Annotated in this window: 17 protein-coding genes and 1 tRNA gene; 12 read left to right on the top strand and 6 right to left on the bottom strand. The window is 61.8% G+C overall.

All coding sequences use genetic code 11. The features are described 5' to 3' along the window. Positions 1-46 precede the first annotated feature (46 nt). Together H5P28_RS09355 and H5P28_RS09360 are read right to left on the bottom strand one after the other, a co-directional pair. On the bottom strand, positions 47-952 hold the full coding sequence (locus H5P28_RS09355; RefSeq protein ID WP_185675447.1) for a DMT family transporter: 906 nt from the start codon (positions 950-952) through the stop codon (positions 47-49). 102 nt (positions 953-1,054) lie between these two features. Further along, positions 1,055-1,966, bottom strand: a complete 912-nt coding sequence (locus H5P28_RS09360) for a LysR family transcriptional regulator (RefSeq protein WP_185675448.1) — start codon at positions 1,964-1,966, stop codon at positions 1,055-1,057. A gap of 78 nt (positions 1,967-2,044) precedes the next feature. Between H5P28_RS09360 and H5P28_RS09365 the strand changes: the two genes are divergently transcribed. Together H5P28_RS09365 and H5P28_RS09370 are read left to right on the top strand one after the other, a co-directional pair. Continuing rightward, a complete protein-coding gene (locus H5P28_RS09365) occupies positions 2,045-2,455 on the top strand; it encodes a CidA/LrgA family protein (RefSeq protein WP_185675449.1) in 411 nt (136 codons plus the stop codon). After that, positions 2,439-3,122, top strand: a complete 684-nt coding sequence (locus tag H5P28_RS09370; RefSeq protein ID WP_185675450.1) for an LrgB family protein — start codon at positions 2,439-2,441, stop codon at positions 3,120-3,122. Before H5P28_RS09365 ends, H5P28_RS09370 begins: the two co-directional genes overlap by 17 nt. Positions 3,123-3,164: 42 nt before the next feature. On the opposite strand, the gene H5P28_RS09375 is transcribed toward H5P28_RS09370, so the two are convergent. Together H5P28_RS09375 and ada are read right to left on the bottom strand one after the other, a co-directional pair. Next, the gene (locus H5P28_RS09375; protein ID WP_185675451.1) at positions 3,165-3,776 is read right to left on the bottom strand and encodes an alpha-ketoglutarate-dependent dioxygenase AlkB family protein; all 612 of its coding nucleotides are present in this window, start codon (positions 3,774-3,776) and stop codon (positions 3,165-3,167) included. Positions 3,777-3,814: 38 nt separating this feature from the next. After that, entirely contained in the window at positions 3,815-4,909 is a 1,095-nt protein-coding gene (gene ada, locus H5P28_RS09380; protein ID WP_185675452.1) for a bifunctional DNA-binding transcriptional regulator/O6-methylguanine-DNA methyltransferase Ada, read from the bottom strand. Positions 4,910-5,341: 432 nt separating this feature from the next. Here ada and H5P28_RS09385 point away from each other — a divergent pair, with 432 nt between their 5' ends. The 3 genes from H5P28_RS09385 to H5P28_RS09395 are packed head-to-tail and all read left to right on the top strand — an operon-like array spanning position 5,342 to position 8,521. Next, the gene (locus H5P28_RS09385) at positions 5,342-5,866 is read left to right on the top strand and encodes a DUF3302 domain-containing protein (RefSeq protein WP_185675453.1); all 525 of its coding nucleotides are present in this window, start codon (positions 5,342-5,344) and stop codon (positions 5,864-5,866) included. Positions 5,867-5,872: 6 nt separating this feature from the next. Beyond that, positions 5,873-7,006 carry an HlyD family secretion protein gene (locus tag H5P28_RS09390; RefSeq protein WP_185675454.1) on the top strand — a complete coding sequence of 378 codons (1,134 nt, stop codon included), beginning with the start codon at positions 5,873-5,875 and terminating at the stop codon, positions 7,004-7,006. A gap of 12 nt (positions 7,007-7,018) precedes the next feature. Continuing rightward, entirely contained in the window at positions 7,019-8,521 is a 1,503-nt protein-coding gene (locus H5P28_RS09395; protein WP_185675455.1) for an efflux transporter outer membrane subunit, read from the top strand. Between the two features lie 143 nt (positions 8,522-8,664). Here the strand turns inward: H5P28_RS09395 and meaB are convergent, their stop codons facing one another. Together meaB and H5P28_RS09405 are read right to left on the bottom strand one after the other, a co-directional pair. Next, positions 8,665-9,804, bottom strand: coding sequence for a methylmalonyl Co-A mutase-associated GTPase MeaB (meaB, locus tag H5P28_RS09400; RefSeq protein WP_185675456.1), 1,140 nt, complete (start codon positions 9,802-9,804; stop codon positions 8,665-8,667). Between the two features lie 135 nt (positions 9,805-9,939). Continuing rightward, positions 9,940-12,297: an alpha-L-rhamnosidase-related protein gene (locus H5P28_RS09405; RefSeq protein ID WP_185675457.1), complete on the bottom strand. Its 2,358-nt coding sequence runs from the start codon at positions 12,295-12,297 to the stop codon at positions 9,940-9,942. 83 nt (positions 12,298-12,380) lie between these two features. Between H5P28_RS09405 and H5P28_RS09410 the strand changes: the two genes are divergently transcribed. From H5P28_RS09410 to H5P28_RS09440, 7 genes are all read left to right on the top strand, one after another. Then, positions 12,381-13,280: a helix-turn-helix transcriptional regulator gene (locus tag H5P28_RS09410; protein ID WP_185675458.1), complete on the top strand. Its 900-nt coding sequence runs from the start codon at positions 12,381-12,383 to the stop codon at positions 13,278-13,280. Between the two features lie 175 nt (positions 13,281-13,455). Then, positions 13,456-13,531, top strand: a tRNA-Lys gene (locus tag H5P28_RS09415). Between the two features lie 198 nt (positions 13,532-13,729). Then, positions 13,730-14,218, top strand: coding sequence for a hypothetical protein (locus tag H5P28_RS09420; RefSeq protein WP_185675459.1), 489 nt, complete (start codon positions 13,730-13,732; stop codon positions 14,216-14,218). A 302-nt stretch (positions 14,219-14,520) separates the two neighbouring features. Then, the gene (locus tag H5P28_RS09425; RefSeq protein WP_185675460.1) at positions 14,521-14,937 is read left to right on the top strand and encodes a hypothetical protein; all 417 of its coding nucleotides are present in this window, start codon (positions 14,521-14,523) and stop codon (positions 14,935-14,937) included. After that, a complete protein-coding gene (locus tag H5P28_RS09430) occupies positions 14,934-15,155 on the top strand; it encodes a hypothetical protein (protein ID WP_185675461.1) in 222 nt (73 codons plus the stop codon). The genes H5P28_RS09425 and H5P28_RS09430 overlap by 4 nt, the downstream gene beginning before the upstream one ends. Before the next feature lie 48 nt (positions 15,156-15,203). Then, a complete protein-coding gene (locus H5P28_RS09435; RefSeq protein WP_185675462.1) occupies positions 15,204-15,437 on the top strand; it encodes a hypothetical protein in 234 nt (77 codons plus the stop codon). 119 nt (positions 15,438-15,556) lie between these two features. Continuing rightward, on the top strand, positions 15,557-16,285 hold the full coding sequence (locus tag H5P28_RS09440) for a DUF932 domain-containing protein (protein WP_185675463.1): 729 nt from the start codon (positions 15,557-15,559) through the stop codon (positions 16,283-16,285). Positions 16,286-16,387 lie beyond the last annotated feature (102 nt).

Raw genomic sequence — 16,387 nt, forward strand, 5'->3', positions numbered from 1 at the left:
CCGTAAACAGCAAAGCGCTCAAGCATCGACCAACGGGTGAACCGGCTCAATCCTTCCCCATCACCAACAGGATGATACCGGCGAGGATTGTCAGCAGGGCCGGGAGTTTTTGCAGGCCGTTCTTTTCCTTGAACAGCCACAGTCCGCCGCCAAAGGACACCAGCGCACTCCCTCGCCGCAGGCACGCCATCACCCCGATGAGCACGCCCTCCATCTCAAGCGCGCGAAAGTAGGCGAAATCGGCGATCAGGAGCGCCAAGCCGACGAAGGGAATCGACCAGCGCCACTGGAACTCGCCTCGGGGCCACCACCGCCGCTTCCATCCCCAGAAAAACGGGAAGAAGAAAACCACCAGATAGACCGTAAACCACGACTGCACCGTCGGCGTGCGGTAGCCGACGATGTTGAGCAGGTACTTGTCGTAGAGCGAGCTGACCGCGCCCAGAAACGTCGCCGCTATGATAAACATGACCCAGCGATTACGGTGGAAGCTGATCCCCTCCAGTCTCCCCGCCACCGAGAGCAGATAGAACCCACCGAGCGTAACCGCGATGCCCGCCCACTGAAGCCCGTTGAACCGCTCGCCCAGCAGGAAAAACGCCCCGAACAGCGTCCACACCGGGCTTGTCGCCCGGATCGGGGCCACCAACGAGATCGGCAGGTGTTTCAGGGCAAAGTAGGCAAATATCCACGAAGTCCCGACCAGAGCGGATTTAGCGAACAGCCGCAGGTGCCCGAGCGCGTCAATCGGCTCGACCCGCAGCAGGTCGCTCGGAACCGCCTCCGGACGCGCATGGCTCAGGATCAACCACGGCAGCCAGATAGCGGCGGAAAAAACCTGCGCCCAGAAAAGCACCGGCAGCACCGCGTTGTCGCGGACTGCGTGCTTCTTGCCCAGATCGTACAAGCCGAGGACCACGGCCGAAAACAACCCCAACGTTACCCAATCCATTGGCAACAAGCGTGCCCGCTTTACGGGCAAGCGCAATGCCGACTTTCAGCAAGTGCATGGCCCCACCGGAGAAAAGGGAGCGTAGCCCCTCGTGTGCGAATTTCATCCGTTCCGCCCGCTGCGGCCACTCCGCGCCGGGGACTGTTTTTCCCGCACCAGCGCCAGCCACTTCTCGGCGGCGGGAGACAGGGACAGGCTGCGCCGCCAGATCAGGCCGAGCCGCCAGCGGATGTCCTTATCCTCGATCAAGGGCGTGCTGACGCCGATATTGTTGCGCGTCTCGATAATCAGCCGGGGCAGGACCGACACCCCCAGGCCGGCCGAGACCAGCGCGATGATAAAGTCCGCGTGTGCTCCCCGCGCCGCGACCTCCAGTTCGACACCCCGCTGGCGACAGGCCCTGGCCAGAACCGCGTTCAGGACAAAACCGCTTTCGAAAAGAATAAACGGGCTCGCCGTCAGTTCCTTGAACTTCACGGTGCGACGCCCGGCCAAGGCGTGCCCGGCGGGCAGGAGCGCGACCAGCGGCTCGTCAATGACCTGTTGCCACTCAAAGTCTTGAGGCACGGGGTACAGGGTCGCTCCCATTTCGATCTCGCCGCTGCGGACCTGCTCCTCCAGATGGCGGCTGCCGTGCTCGCGCAGTTCGATGTCTATGCCGGGGTAGCGTCGCCGGTACTCGGCCACCTGCGGGGCAAACAGAATGCTGCTGCCCAGCACGGGCAGGCCCAGCCGCAGACGCCCGGACTCCAGCCCGCGCAACTCGGCCAGCTCATCGTTGAGATGGTCGCGCTCGGTCAGCATCATCTTCGCCCGCCGCAGGACGCAGGCCCCGGCATCGGTCACGCGGACGCCTTCCTTCAGGCGGTCGAGCAGCCGCGCCCCACACTCGTGCTCAAGCTGGCCGACCGCCTTGCTCACCGTCGGCTGAGTCATCCCCAGGGTTCTGGCGGCGGCGGAAAACCCGCCCTGGCGGACGACTTCGACCAGACATTCCAAATGACGCAGCTCCATACCTATTCCATTTAAGAATATTTTATATTCAATCAATTCATTTATAGAATAATAAATAAACTGCTATAATCCCTGCATATGGACCTCGGGCCTCAGATAAAAAGCGTCCCGCTCAGCCTCGGACGCCCCACGCGTCAGCTTCTCCAGACCGGTGCGCTGATCGGCTTCTGGTGGCTGATCCAGTCGCTGGTCAACGCCCTGCACCTCCCGCTGCCGGGCAGCATGGTCGGTCTCGTCCTGCTGTGGGTGATGCTCGACCGCGGCGTCTTGCCGCTGCACTGGCTGGAGCACGGGGCCGACGGCTTACTCAAGCACCTCATGCTGTTCTTTGTCCCGGCCATGCTCGCGCTGGTGGATCACCCGGAGATGCTCAGCTTGCTGGGCGTCAAGCTGTTCGTCACGGTGCTGGCCTGCACGCTCATTGTCATGGCCGGCACGGCCTGCGTGGTGGAACTCGGATTCCGGCTCTGTCATGGCTCCGTTCGCTAAGGCGCTGTTCTGGTGTGTGTGCACGCTGGCCGTCTATCTGGCGGCGCGGCGGCTGCACCGCGCCTGCGGGCGCTGGTGGAGCTCCCCGCTACTGGTGACTTGGACCGCCTGCGGCCTGCTCATTGTCCTGCTGCGAGCCTCCTACCACGAGTACCTCGCAGGCACGCACTGGCTGGTCTGGCTGCTTGGTCCGGCCACGATCGCCTTCGCCATCCCCATCCACCGGCACCGCGCCATGATCCGCCAGCACTGGTTGCTGCTCAGTGTCGGGGTCGTGGTGGGAAGCCTGCTCGCCATCGCCACCTCATGGGCGTTCGCCTCCTTCTTTGAACTCTCGCCCGAACTACGGGCCAGCCTGCTGCCGCGCTCCATCACCACGCCGCTGGCGATGGACGCCTCCCGGCTGTTGGGGGGCGTGCCGGAGCTGACTGCGGTATTCACCGCGCTGACCGGCCTCTTCGGGGCCGCCGTGGGCGAGACGCTGCTCCACGTCCTGCCTGTGCGCTCGTACTTTGCCCGGGGGGCGCTCTTCGGGATGGGGGCGCATGGGGCGGGCGTGGCCAAGGCCACCGAGCTGGGCCAGGAAGAAGGCGTCATCGCCTCGCTCATCATGATTTTCTCCGGACAGTTCACCATCCTCCTTGTCGCCCTGACAACCCTGCTCTAAACAGCTACCAGCAACCTCGGAGAAGGCACCAGCATTTGCGTTCTACTGGCCGGGCAAGCGAATGCTCCGGAAGGTCAGATTCACGCGCGGCGAACCGACCTTGCGCGTCTTGGGCAAACTATGCTGCCAGTGCTCTTGCGTCGGCGGAGCCATGACCAAGAGGCTCGCATCCTCCAGCACGAGCGAACGGGTGATGCCGCTGCGCTTGTGGCGGAAAGCGAACTTTCGCTCGGCCCCGAAGCTGAGCGAAGCGATGGTCGGAGCGGGGCCGAGGGATTTCTCGTCGTCGCTGTGCCAGCCCATGCCCTCATGGCCGCTGGCGTAGAGATTGAGCAGGCAGGAGTTGAACCGCAGAGCGGTCTTTTCCTCGACCAGCGCTTTCAGTTCCAGCAACTCCGGCGTCCACGCAATCGCGGTTTTGACCGTGCCCGAGTAGGCATAGCGGCAACCGGCGTTGCCGTACCACGCCACCTTGCGCGCCGTCACGATCCGGCGGCCAAAGAGCACCACCTCGTCGCTTTGCCAGGGGACCGTTGCCAGCAGGTTTTCATAATAACGCGTCGAGCTGGCCGCGTCCATGACCGGGCCGTGATAGTAAACGGCACCATCGGCAGGGAGCACATTAGCGGTGGGGTCGGGAGAAAACAGGTCCATATCGGTCAAAACAAACGCTGGCGATTTCCACCCTTCGGTCACGACGCGCTCTCGCGCTCCAGCAGCCGACGCTTGCGCTCGACGCCCCAGCGATAGCCGGAAAGCGACCCGTCCGTCCGGACAACGCGATGACACGGCACCACCACGGCCAGCGTGTTGGCGGCGCAAGCCTGCGCCACAGCCCGCGCCGAACCAGCCGCGCCAATCCGCTCCGCCAGCCCGGCATAGCTCACCGTGGACCCGGCGGGGATTTGCCCGAGCGCCTGCCAGACGCGCTGCTGAAAGGCCGTCCCGCGAATGTCCAGCGGCAGGTCCTGGCCGCTCCCCGGCGACTCCACCAGGGCGATAACACGGGCCGCCAGTTGCTCGAATTCACGGTCCCCGCCAAGCAACTCGGCCCGGGGGAAGCGGTCCTGAAGCTCCCGCACCAGCCCGTCGGGATCGTCGCCCAGCGAAACCGCGCAGACGCCCCGCGCGGACGCCGCCACCAGAATCGCCCCGAGCGAGCACTGCGCCACCGCAAAGCGGATTGTCTCGCCCACCCCGCCCTTGCGGAAGCGGGACGCAGTCATTCCCAAGACCTCCCCGGCCTCCGCATAGAAGCGGCCATTCGAGTTGTAGCCCGCGTCGTAAATGGCCTCAGTCACGCTCCGGCGTCGCGGTAGTTCGTCCCGCATCCGCCGGGCGCGGTGGGCCCGGGCGTAGGCCTTGGGCGTGAGGCCGGTCACTTCCTTAAAGACCCGGTGGAAATAAAACGGGCTCATCCCAACAGCCTGAGCCAACGCCGCCAGCCCCGGCGGCTCATCGGCTTTTTCCATCAATTCGCAGGCCCGCGCCACTGCGCTCAGGCGCTGCTCGGCCAGACTAGCTGCCTCCGGATGGCAACGGCGGCAGGGCCGGAACCCGGCTTGCTCAGCCTCGGCGCTGGTCGCGTAAAAAGTCACATTTTCCCGCCGGGGCAGACGCGAGGGGCAGCCCGGACGGCAGTAAATCCCGGTCGTCACGACCGCGTAGCAAAAGTGCCCGTCCGCCGTCCCGTCCCGCTGGGCAACAGCCTGCCAGCGTTGAGCATCACTGCGATAACGCCCCCCGGCAGGAAGGTTTTGAGCGGGATTGCCAGGTCTGGGCTTCATCTGTGACATCGGCGCAGTATAGCACACCCATTCGGGCGAAAAACTCCGATTCTTGCTTTTAAATCCATTTTTAACGGCCCGTACGCAACAGCTCGACGATAACTTTTGACCGGATCAATTAAACTCGACCAATCCGGCCTGAATTGTATGTATCTTTTCAAATCTGTCACCAACAGCCCTTTAGGAGCCGTCATCTCATCCGATCTGCTTCCCTGCCGATGGCTGTCCGCACAAAATCTTTCTCACACCGTCCCTTAACTCTCTCCATGCTCCCGGTCGCACCTCACCGATCAGTCACTCCGGAATGCGACATAATCGCCCGTTCCAGACCATGTGGCATGTGAACTGCGGTCACTCGTTTCACGCGTCCGGGGCCGTATCACCGGCCTTGCATACCTTCGCCCACTCGCCCGACTGGAAATAATCCGACCTATGACCACTTTGGAAAAAGTCGCCAACGTAGCCGCCCTGATCATCCTGATCATGATCCCGATCATGGCGATAGCCCTCTTCTGGATGGTACACATCCTGCCCGAAAAAATCGCCCACCGCAAAAACCACCCGCAGAAAGAGGCCATCAAGGTGCTCGTGCTTATGTCCCTGCTTTTCGGCGGCATGCTCTGGCCCATCGCCTGGGTCTGGACTTTCCTGAAATCCCCCCGCCTGAAAATCAGCCGCAGCGAACTGGCGCTCGACGCCTCCGACACCGAGGAGGATAAGGACATCTTCTCGACCAAGGCCGACGAGCACCGCGCCGACGCCCGCCCCAAACCGCCCGCCCCAACCGACGCAGAGCTCTCACCCGCCTGGCGCGAGGAAATCGCCGCCCTCAACCTGCGACTGGAGTCCATGCGCAAGGTCGCCGAAGAGTACGAACAAGCCCGTCAGGCCCTGACCCACCTTCAGGAGCAGGCCACGCAGGGCAAGCCCGCCACCCCCCATTCCCCCCAAGCCTAACCGGACATGGAACTCATTTTTCTCGGACTGTATTTCGGCCTCTGCTATCTGCTGGTCAAAAAGCTCAAGTGGATCCCGCTCAACGCGATTTCGATGGTCACCATGTGTACGATCCCGGTCGTGCTCATCTGCGCCGAAATCCTCCTGCTCAACCTCTCCCAACCCGCCTCGACGGAGCTGCGCGTCTTCCGGCGCATGGTGGATATGATCCCGAACGTGCAAGGCGTGGTGGTTGATGTGCCGGTCGAGCCGAACCAACGCGTCAAAAAGGGCGACGTCATTTACCGCCTCGACCCGACCCCGTACAAGAGCAAGGTTGATGAACTCAAGGCGCAGCTCGTGCAGGCCCGCCAGGACGCCAAAAAGCTGGAGCAGGACCTCGTCATCGCCCAGAGCGAAGTCGATTCGGTCCAGGCTGAGCTGACGCTCTCCAAGCAGCGTTCGGACGAATACGTCAACCTCGCCGACAAGGGCGCGGGCAACAAGTTCGACGTGCAGGACATGCAGACCAAGACCCAGGTGCTCGAAGCCGACCTTGCCGCCGCCCAGGCCAAGCATCAACAGGTGGTCGAGGAACTGAATGCGCAGGTGGACGGCGTCTGGGCCCGCGTCGCCGCCATTCAGGCCGAGCTCGAAGGGGCGCAATGGAACCTCGACCAAACCGTGATGCGCGCCCCCGCCGACGGTTATGTGCCCAACATCCAGCTTCGCCCCGGCCAGCACGTCACGACCTTTCCCATGGCCTCGCCGCAGATTTTCGTGGAGGAGGATTACTACCTCGTGGCCTTCTTCGACCAAAACCAACTCGTCTTCGTCGAGGAGGGCGACGACGCAGAGGTCAGCTTGCGCTCGCACCCCGGCCGTGTCCTGCAGGGCAAGGTCAAGTACATTGTCTGGATCAACGGCGAGTCCCTCATGCCCATCTCGACCCTCTCGCCCAACTCCGGGGCCAACATCCTTCCCCCCGTCCAGTACGCCGTGCGCGTGGAGCTCAACCCCGAGGATGCCGATGTCCACCTGCCTGCGGGGGCAGTCGGCCAATGCGCGATCTACACCAAGAAGCTCTCGGAACTGCGCATCCTGCGCATGATTATCATCCGGATGAACGCCTACACGAACTGGCTCATCTTCAAACTCTGATCCCATTCGCCCGTGCGTTCCTTCACCTCCAGCCACCGCCTCACCGCCCGCGCACGGCTCCGCCGTCTGCTTCCGCTCGGCCTGCTCGGCCTGCTGGCCGGTTGCGCGCTCAAGGACCCGCCGACCCAACACGAGATTATCGGGACGAGCGCCACGCAGTTGACCATCCCCGCCCAGTGGGCCCAGGGCGTCAAGACCGAGGGCGAAGTCGCCGTCAACTGGCCAGACTCTTTCCAGGACCCACAACTGAAGGAACTCATCAGCGAGGCGCTCGCCTACAACACCAACCTCCAGGCCGCCGAAGCCCGCATGCAGCAGGCCTCCGGGGGCGTGGCCGTGGCCGGTTCGGCGCTCTTCCCCACCCTCGGGGCCGGTGCCAAAACCGGCACCCACATGGGGGGTGACAGTTCCGGCCTCCGCGGCTGGTTGGTCAGCTCGACCTGGGAGCTGGATGTGTGGGGCCGCATCCGCTACGGACGCCGCTCCGCCATGGAGCAGTACGTCTCCGCCCAGTACGACTTCGCCTACGCCCGGCAATCGCTCGTGGCCGAGGTGGCCACCGGCTGGTTTCTGGCCAAGGAAGCCCGTCAGCAAATCGACATCCTTGACGAGATGATCCGCACCAACGAGGAAATCGTCGGCATCGCCAAGACCCGCTGGGAAGTCGGCGCGGGCAGCGAACAGGACTACCTGACCGCCCAGGCCAACATCAACCTCTTCCGCGACGAGCAGGAGCAGGCCCGCCTGGCCTACAACTCCGCCCTGCGCTCGCTGGAAATCCTCATCGGCCACTACCCGGCGGCCGCGCTTGAGATCAGCCCGGAACTGCCGGACGAACTCGAACCGATCCCCGCCGGCCTCCCTGCCGAGTTGCTGGACCGCCGGCCGGACATCCTCGCCGCCGAGCGCGAAGTCGCCGCTCAGTTTAACCTCGTCGGTTCGGCCCGCGCCGCCCGCCTGCCCAAGCTCAACCTGACCGCCGCCGTCGCCTCGCTCTCCAGTAATTTTTACCAGCTCCAGAACATCTCCGACCCGCTCATCAACGTCGGGGCCAACCTCGTCGCCCCCATCTACATGGGCGGCGAACTCGAAGCCCGCCAGGACGTGGCCACCGCGCAGCAGCGCGAGGCGATGGCCGACTACGCCACCGCTGTGCTGAACGCCTTTGAAGAGGTCGAGACCACGCTCAACACCCTCCAAACACTTCAACAACGGAACCAGTTGCTCCAGCAGGTTGTCAGCGACACCAACCGCAACCTGAACCTTGCGCAAACCCGCTACGAGATCGGCCAGACCGGACTTTACCAGGTTTCCACGCTCCAGGTCAACCTGAGCCAGGCCAAGCTGGACCTGCTCTCCGTGCGGACCCTTGAGTGCCTGAACCGGGTCAAGCTCCACCTCGTGCTCGGAGGTGACTTCGGCATGCCCACGGGTGAGAGCATGGACGACATCGAACTGCACTACGCCAACCCGATTTCCGCGCTGACGGATTCTTCGGAAAAGGACGCAAAGTAATCCCCCGCAGGCGGACGGTCCCGCATCGAAAGAGTAGCTTTGAGCGTTATGCGAGAAGGTTTTTTTTGAAAAAACACCCTCTCACGCTCTCCCCAAAAAACGTTTGAGACGGAACTTCGTTCCCTCGAAAAAAACGGCAACCGTCAGCCCTTGCGGAAGTACTGGTGCAGAAGCTGTTCGACTGAAGCGCCCACGCTGGTCTGCCCGGCGCGGATCTCGGCCTCCATCTGCGGCAGGCGTTCCCGGACCAGCGGATCGCGGAAGAAGCGGGACTTGAGCCCCTCTTCGATAAGCGCGTGCATCCACTCGATTTCCTGCCGCTGGCGGCGTTTTTCAAAAAAGCCGCTCTCGCGGGTCGCTGTGTAAAAACGCTCAATCGTGGCCCACACCTCGTCGATCCCGAACCCGGTCTGGGCCGAGCAGATGCCCGCCGTCGGCTTCCAGCCCTCGGTCGTGGGCTGGAGGTAGCGCAGCACACTGTGCAATTCGGAGCGTTTGGCCTTGGCGCGGTCCACATTGTCGCCGTCGGCCTTGTTGACAAAGATCGCGTCCGACAGCTCAACCACGCCCTTTTTGATCCCCTGCAGTTCATCGCCCTGCCCCGAAAGCATGAGCAGGAGGAAAAAGTCCACCATCGAGCGCACGGTGACTTCGCTCTGGCCGACACCGACCGTCTCCACCAGGATCACGTCGAAGCCCGCTGCCTCGCACAAGACCATCGTCTCACGGCTTTTGCGGGCAACGCCCCCGAGCGTGCCGCCGGAGGGTGAAGGCCGGATAAAGGCATCCTGCCGCCGGGAGAGCAGTTCCATGCGCGTCTTGTCGCCCAGCACGCTGCCGCCGCTGACGGTGCTGCTCGGGTCCACCGCAAGGACGGCAACCTTTTTGCCCATCTCGCAGAGCATCATGCCGAAGGCTTCGATAAAGGTGCTCTTCCCCACCCCCGGCACACCGGTGATGCCGATGCGGGCGGCTTGGCCGGACTCGGGCATGAGGGCGTTGAGGACCGTCTGGGCCATCTCCTGATGGGCGGGGGCGTTACTCTCGATCAGGGTGATGGCGCGGGCCAGGATGGTGCGGTTTTTCTGCCGGATGCCTTCGATGTAGTCCTCCGCGCTCAGGATGCGGCGCTTCTTGAGCGGGGAACGTAACTCCGTGTGGTGTACGCTCTGGCCGGGCATGCCGTCGTGGCCGCCCTGGACACCCTTCATCACTTCGGTCGTAAAAGTCTGCTCGTCGGCGCCTGCGGGCACCCACTCCGGTCGTTGCTTTTCCTGGGCCATGTGACTGGCATTGTTAAGGAGGCCCGCACGGCGTCAAACGCAATTCGCGCCCGCCCGCGCCGGACGGCCCCGGCGGAGCCTCCGCGGGGCCGCCGTCCGCCCATCGGCAAGCGGGACAGACACGCCTGATAAAGGCTATCGCTCCAGCTTATACGTGTGGCGACCGCTCACAGGAACCGGTTTCGCGCCGGGCAGGGTCAACGTGCCCTTGACCCCGTGCGGGAGAACCAGTTCGCCCCTGACAACGCCATCTGCTCCGCGCGCCCACCTGGAGACAATATCACCCTTGGGGCTGGGAATACTAATCTCGGCCGAATCGCCCACAAAAACCGGCTCGCAGGTGATGCGTTCCCAGGCCGGGCCGCTCTGGCGCACCCCGCCGAGGATCTGCATGAGGTGAAACAACGGGTGGGCCGACCAGGCATGGGAGAAGCTCTCCTCTCCCTGCACCGGGCTGAAGTTTTCCCACGTTGTGCCGTGGGCGGCCATCGGCGTCCAGCGGCGGCGGATGTCCTCCAGCACGTCTGCGCCGTAGCCGCGCTCGGCCAGGGTGCTGAAGATGTAAGTAATCCAGTAGGCCGAGGGCTGGATGTCGGTCTTGAGTTTACCTCTCAGGTAGGGCAAGAGCCGCTTTTCCAGCATGGCCTGCTCAGTGTCTGGAGAAAGCCCGGTGATGAGGGCAAGGGTCTGCGCGTGGACTGAGGTATGCGAGTCGATCTTGCCCCGCTCGTCATAGCCATCGCGCATGAGCCCGTCGCGTGCGATCAGCTTGCGCAGGTCCGCTCGGAGAGTCGTGGCCCACTTGCGGCTGGCGGCAGCCTGTTTGCGGTCCCCGACCAGCGTGTAAAGTTGCGTCAGGCGGTCGAGGGCATGGAGCAGCCACAGGCTATAAATGCTCGAACACCCCTCACGGCGCACGCCCGTCCAGTCGAGGAAAAGCCAGAACCGCTTGTCATAGCGCAAGAGCCCGGTCTTCGGGCACGTCCAATGCCGGAAGTACTCCAGCGCATGTTGAAGCGTGTCCTGGTGCGCGAGAAAGGGTTCCAATTCCCCAGTCTGCCAGTAGTAGTCCCACAGTGTAAGAATCCAGATCAACGTGAAGTCCGGCAGCACGCAGCCGTGCGCCATCGTCGGGGCGTGACCGTAGGTAACACCGTCGGGCGTCGTCTGCATGGAAATCTGGCGAATACCGCGCCGCAGCAGCCGGGGATCTCCGTCGAGGTGGAAGGTGTTCCACGACTGGACGCGAGCGTCGCCCCACCACTGCGCCTGCTCGCGCCAGGGGGTATCGACGTAGGCGTCCATACTGCACACCTGCTGCGTCCACGCGCAAGCTTCCCAGATAGTGTTAAAGGTGTCGTCGGAACTGGTAAACCGCCCTTTGCGCTGAAGCGGGTAAACCGTTGTCCGCAGGCTCGGCGTGACGCTCAACAGCCCCGCGTTGCCCCGTACAGTCAGTACCATATAACGGTAGCCGAAGGGATGGTAAAAGGCGTGCCGGTTCTCCCCTTGACGGCAAGTGAGCCGGTGGCTGAATGCCATCATGCAGTGGGCATCCGGGTTGTAGTGGGGACAAAGCGTGCTCTCGTCAATCGTCTCGTAGTGGTGAGTCTCTACGATCTCGCCACCACTTGCCCCCTCTATCTCCAGAACGACACTGCCAACATGCAGCTTTCCAAGGTCGATCAGCACACTGCGCCAGCCGTTACGGGGGGCGCGCTTGAAGGGAATCTTTTCCAGCGGCATCTGGACCGGCTGGTGCCCGAGTCCCTCCTCGAAGCGGGTGATGCTCAGGTTGCGCGAAGTCAGGACATCCGGCGCGTTCATCCCGTTGGCCGTGCCGATAACGCTGCCCGGACGAATCAACTCCTCCGAGAGCCGGGGGATGCCGCGGGGCTCCAGCGAATACCACGGCATCGCATTCCAACTGCTCGTCCCGACCGTGTCGGTCCAGCCACTGTCATCAAAGCCGGGCTGCATCCAGTCCGGGTCTTCCTCCCGCAAATCAATCGCCTCCTGCGGAAAAAGCTGCATGCTGGCCGGAACCATGTCCCGTCGCACTCCTCGCTGGCGGCGGCATTTACAGCTACCGTCGCTGACAAGGAGCGACTTACCCCATCGAGCCGCGAACAGGAGCCCGCAGAAGCCTTCATTGACATACTGGAAATTACTAAAGCCGGGAGTATAGGCACGGATAGCGATCAAGTTCTTCCCTTTTTTCAACCACGACCGGATGTCGATCTCGTCCACGGGCCAACTACGCTGGAAGCCCCGGGCCGGACCACGGCCAACGTATTCGCCGTTGACGTAGAACTGATAAGACTGATCCGCAGTAATCGTGATCAATGCTTCTCGCGGAAGGCTAGCCAGGTTGAATTCCTTACGAAACAAGGCATAGCAGTTGACGCTGTCCCAGCCCATACGCAGGGGCCAGATCCATTTTGCGTCTTGAATAGCGGGGTAGCTTTCGGCGAGGGATGGTGTTCGAGACATGGCTGGATTATACTCAAATGGCCTGAAAAAGTGTTACCGTTTTTTCTGTTTAAAAATTCTCAAAAATTGACTTTATTCATTCGATGCCCATTCGCCTTTATGACCGTCATGGTGAGTTGAGCCACCTGGAAGTCTCTTCCGATGTCTGGTTTTTTATGAACCACCTCAAGGCCCAGAAACTGGAAGCCGCCCACGACCACAACTATATGGAAATCGCTTTCGTCCTTGGCGGATGCGCGCGCCACACGACGGTCAGGGGGCAGTCCGCCTGCTCCGGCGGTGACGTGCTGTTCATTCCGCGTGGCGCTTGGCATGGGTACTCGGAATGTCGCAGCTTTGAACTGGTGAACTGCCTGTTCTCCCCCACCCTGATCGAAAACGAGCTCAGTTGGCTGCGCGCTGTGCCTCCCTTTAGCGCCCTGATGGGCGGGGCGGACGGCCTGAACGTTGAGGTGCAGACCTTGCGCCTGCCCCGGCGAGCGCTCCCGCTCCTGCGGCGGCGTCTGGCCGAACTGGAGCAGGCCTACCGAAAACGGGCCTCGCGAATTCGCCTCCTCGGGCACTTGCTGCTGGTTTTCGACCTGCTTCGGTCCGCCGTGCCGCTTACCGACAGCTCAGTGGTTAACCCAACACACGAAGAGCATCTTCATCCCTCTGTCCGCACGGCGCTGCTCCTGCTGCACCGCGACTACGGGCAGGAATGGAGCCTGACGCGGCTTGCGCAAAACCTGAGGCTGAACGGCAGTTATCTGACCCGTCTTTTCAAATCCCACACTGGACACGCCCCCATGCAATACCTGTCCAGAGTCCGCGCCCATCGCGCCGCGACCCTGCTGCTGACAACCCGCTTGCGAATCGGCGACATCGGGCTGCGCGTGGGCTGGCCCGAGCCCAAACTTTTTGCCAGGCAATTCCGCCATCATTTCGGCATGAATGCGAGCGAGTACCGTCGCAAGCAGCTACAGCCTTTCCGTACGGTATAAAGCGCACATCCCCCGCGCCCCTCGTCCATCAAAGGGTATTTACCGTCTTTCTAAAAAAAATTCTCAGATTGAAATTTTACCTCTTGACGCTTCCCCAATCGCTCCTACCATCCAGCTCTTTTCCTCGACACGGGTTCTGCTGAAAAGCGCTCTGGGAGGAATTGACATTGGTTACGCCTCCCTAGCTCAATCGGTAGAGCAGTTGACTCTTAATCAATTGGTTCGGGGTTCGAGTCCCCGGGGGGGTACCAATGAAAACAAACGCTTTACGTTGTGTTTGAGCGGATTAAGAAATTTACACCAGCAAGCCCGAGTCTCACCTAGTCTCAATAAATTTCGCCTAGTCTCGAAAAACCCCCTGTTTTTGGGCAACTTTTCGGGCAACTATTTTTAGCCTTTCGGCAAGCGGGAAGATGGAGTAGATATCTGCGCAATTCTCTGCCCAAACGATGCCAGCTGCTCCCAAGTACGACCCCAATAACGAAATTTTCGTACGTCGGGAGGATTTTGACCGTGTGTTTTCCAAGGCGGTGCCCAAGGCGACCTTTCACCGTTGGGTGAACGAAGGGAAGATCAAGAAGGCCCGTGATCTGGAAGGCTGGTACCTGCTCAATGCCACGCTGGTGCATCAAGGAATGCAGCCGGTGGACGTGGAGGTATTTAAGAGGGAGCGCGAAGATACCCCTGCCGGACTCAAGAACAGCCAACTGCTTTACCTCGCGGTGATGTTGTCGGACCCGACCTTTGCCATTTTGACGCCACCACGCTTCAGTCTGCCCCGTATCCTGACGCCTGAAGAAGTGGGAAAAATCCATATCCTGATGGCGGAGCACGAAAAACTGATGGACCTTTACACCGAACGAACGGAGCGGATTATTTACCGGCACGGTTTTTTGGATGCACTGGATGCAGCCGCTTTTTTGAATGATATAAAATAGGTATAGCTACTTTTTGGCGGTTTTTTATGATCTATAACTGCGTTTTTGCAATATTCCGGGATGCATATAACCAAAAAGCACCTGGAAAAAATCAGTTAAAAAACACAAAAAATCTCAGTCGCTTTTCGTGCCTGGCTGAAAACACCCCCCATCGTGATGCCGAATCGGCCGCTGTGCAATAATTCCGCGCTCCGGGTTATATATTCCTGGTAGCGCCCCCTCTGGGTGCCATCAGCACGGAAAGTATACGGCCACCTTCCGTTTTTTTATGATACCAGGCCGATAACGGAAAGGATTCGCCCATGGCGATCACCCTCGAAGCCAACTACGCAAAGAAGTTGGGCCTGCCCGCGTATTCGTCCCACCAATACGCGCTCACCATCCGCACAGAGGTCAACGATCTCTCGCACATCCAACAGGCCAGTTCCCACCCGTACCGTCAACTCCAGGAGGCGGTGGACCGGGACATCCAGCAAACCGGCTTCCTGCCGACGGGACGCGAGCAGCCTAAGTTCGCTCCACCCGCGCCCGCAGGAGGGCAGCCTACGGGCTTCAGCCGCCGGACTACCTCGGAGCGGGAAAAGCAACGGGTGCTGGACATTGCCCTGGCGGCGATGGACGGCATCTACCATGAGCGCTTTCACCCTCAACCGGGCATGCACTGCGCCTGGTGCAGCTTCCGGGGTGAGTGCGCGAAATGGACGGGAGGCGAGCGATGATCCAGGCCATCGTCATCGCCGTGGTCAGCGTCGGCGCTGGCCTCCTCATGCTGGGCAACGACAAGAACGAGCCGCCACCTCCGCCCGCCGCAGTGGTTGAGCAGGCTCCGTTTGTGCCGCTGGCCAATGCCCTGTATTGGGTGGGTGGGTGCTCGGTTGCCTGCTCGCTGATATGGGGCCGGAGCATCGTTCGGGCTGCGCAGTGCCGCAGGCAATAGCCGGTCATGCGCAGTCCGTTAAAAAAAACAACCACCCGCATCCAACCCATGAATGCCATCCTGAAAATCGCCCTGGTCGCGCTCACCGCTTACAGCGTGGGCACGCTCGTGGGGCCTGTGGCCATCGGCGCGGTCAACGAGGCCCAGGAAACGCTCAGCCCGTTCCTGGTCATCTCCGTGGCCATCCTCATCGGCTCCATTGGCTATGCCGTCGGAGCGGTGAGGCGTTCGCCCTTCGTGCCGGAATACCCCGAGTACCCGGAACGCGAACGCTACCGTTGAAGCCACCCGTGTAGTGGACAACCAATACAGCCCCGCTTCGTGTTATCCGAGGCGGGGCTTTTGTTTTTTCGCAAGCGCCAAGTCGGCGCATCACTCACCACCCTCAACTCATCAACACCATGATCACCGATACCATCGAACCCGTCTCAGCCACAACCACCAAGCCTTGCAACCTGCTCCTGCACTGCGGTAGCCACGCCGTCAGCCGTGGAGAGCTCGCGCAGGCACCGACGCCACCCCCGACCAGCACCTGGAGGCCGATTGCTCACTTAAAACTCCTGCAAGTCGTGGAGGTCGCCCTGCTTACCCAGGGCTTTGCCATTGCCGGGCAGGCGCATGGGCTCACCCATGACAACGCCCGTTACTTCGGCCTGATCGAGGTCAGCGGCTTTACCCACAACCCGGACTACCACTACGTGGTCGGCGTGCGAAACTCCCACGACATGCGCTTCTCTGCCGGGCTCGTCGCGGGCAGCCAGGTGCTTGTCTGCGATAATCTGTCTTTTTCGGGCGAGATCCAGTTGGCCCGCAAGCACACCCCGCGTATCCTCGACGACCTGCCCCGGCTGGTTGATGCCGCTGTGGGCAAGCTCAGGCGCTACTGGGACCAGCACGATTACCGGGTCATCCGTTACCGCGAGGCCCGCATCAATGACCGGCGTGCCCATGATCTGGTTATCCGCGCTGTCGATACCGGTGTCATGGCCAACGGATACATCCCCAAGGTCCTCTCTCTGTGGAGAAAGCCCCGTCATGAAGCGTTCATACCCCGCACCCTCTGGAGCCTCCAGAACACCTTTACGGAAGTCTTCAAGGGCCGCGTGGACCTACTCCCGGACAGAACCTGACGCCTGCACCGACTCCTCGACCATGAGGCCGGACTCAACTAGGCCTCACAAGCCCTTGGTGTAAACCATGGTTTACACCGGAGAAGCCCCACCATCGGCCCT

The organism is Ruficoccus amylovorans (assembly GCF_014230085.1).
Taxonomy (GTDB): Bacteria; Verrucomicrobiota; Verrucomicrobiia; order Opitutales; family Cerasicoccaceae; genus Ruficoccus; species Ruficoccus amylovorans.

Coding starts and splice junctions, on each gene's coding strand:
- H5P28_RS09430 (WP_185675461.1), top strand. CDS start 14,934: ATGATCCAGGCCATCGTCATCGCCGTGGTCAGCGTCGGCGCTGGCCTC.
- H5P28_RS09405 (WP_185675457.1), bottom strand. CDS start 12,297: ATGTCTCGAACACCATCCCTCGCCGAAAGCTACCCCGCTATTCAAGAC.
- H5P28_RS09370 (WP_185675450.1), top strand. CDS start 2,439: ATGGCTCCGTTCGCTAAGGCGCTGTTCTGGTGTGTGTGCACGCTGGCC.
- H5P28_RS09355 (WP_185675447.1), bottom strand. CDS start 952: ATGGATTGGGTAACGTTGGGGTTGTTTTCGGCCGTGGTCCTCGGCTTG.
- H5P28_RS09435 (WP_185675462.1), top strand. CDS start 15,204: ATGAATGCCATCCTGAAAATCGCCCTGGTCGCGCTCACCGCTTACAGC.
- H5P28_RS09375 (WP_185675451.1), bottom strand. CDS start 3,776: ATGGACCTGTTTTCTCCCGACCCCACCGCTAATGTGCTCCCTGCCGAT.
- H5P28_RS09385 (WP_185675453.1), top strand. CDS start 5,342: ATGACCACTTTGGAAAAAGTCGCCAACGTAGCCGCCCTGATCATCCTG.
- ada (WP_185675452.1), bottom strand. CDS start 4,909: ATGAAGCCCAGACCTGGCAATCCCGCTCAAAACCTTCCTGCCGGGGGG.
- H5P28_RS09440 (WP_185675463.1), top strand. CDS start 15,557: ATGATCACCGATACCATCGAACCCGTCTCAGCCACAACCACCAAGCCT.
- H5P28_RS09425 (WP_185675460.1), top strand. CDS start 14,521: ATGGCGATCACCCTCGAAGCCAACTACGCAAAGAAGTTGGGCCTGCCC.
- H5P28_RS09410 (WP_185675458.1), top strand. CDS start 12,381: ATGCCCATTCGCCTTTATGACCGTCATGGTGAGTTGAGCCACCTGGAA.
- H5P28_RS09420 (WP_185675459.1), top strand. CDS start 13,730: ATGCCAGCTGCTCCCAAGTACGACCCCAATAACGAAATTTTCGTACGT.
- H5P28_RS09360 (WP_185675448.1), bottom strand. CDS start 1,966: ATGGAGCTGCGTCATTTGGAATGTCTGGTCGAAGTCGTCCGCCAGGGC.
- H5P28_RS09365 (WP_185675449.1), top strand. CDS start 2,045: ATGGACCTCGGGCCTCAGATAAAAAGCGTCCCGCTCAGCCTCGGACGC.
- meaB (WP_185675456.1), bottom strand. CDS start 9,804: ATGGCCCAGGAAAAGCAACGACCGGAGTGGGTGCCCGCAGGCGCCGAC.
- H5P28_RS09390 (WP_185675454.1), top strand. CDS start 5,873: ATGGAACTCATTTTTCTCGGACTGTATTTCGGCCTCTGCTATCTGCTG.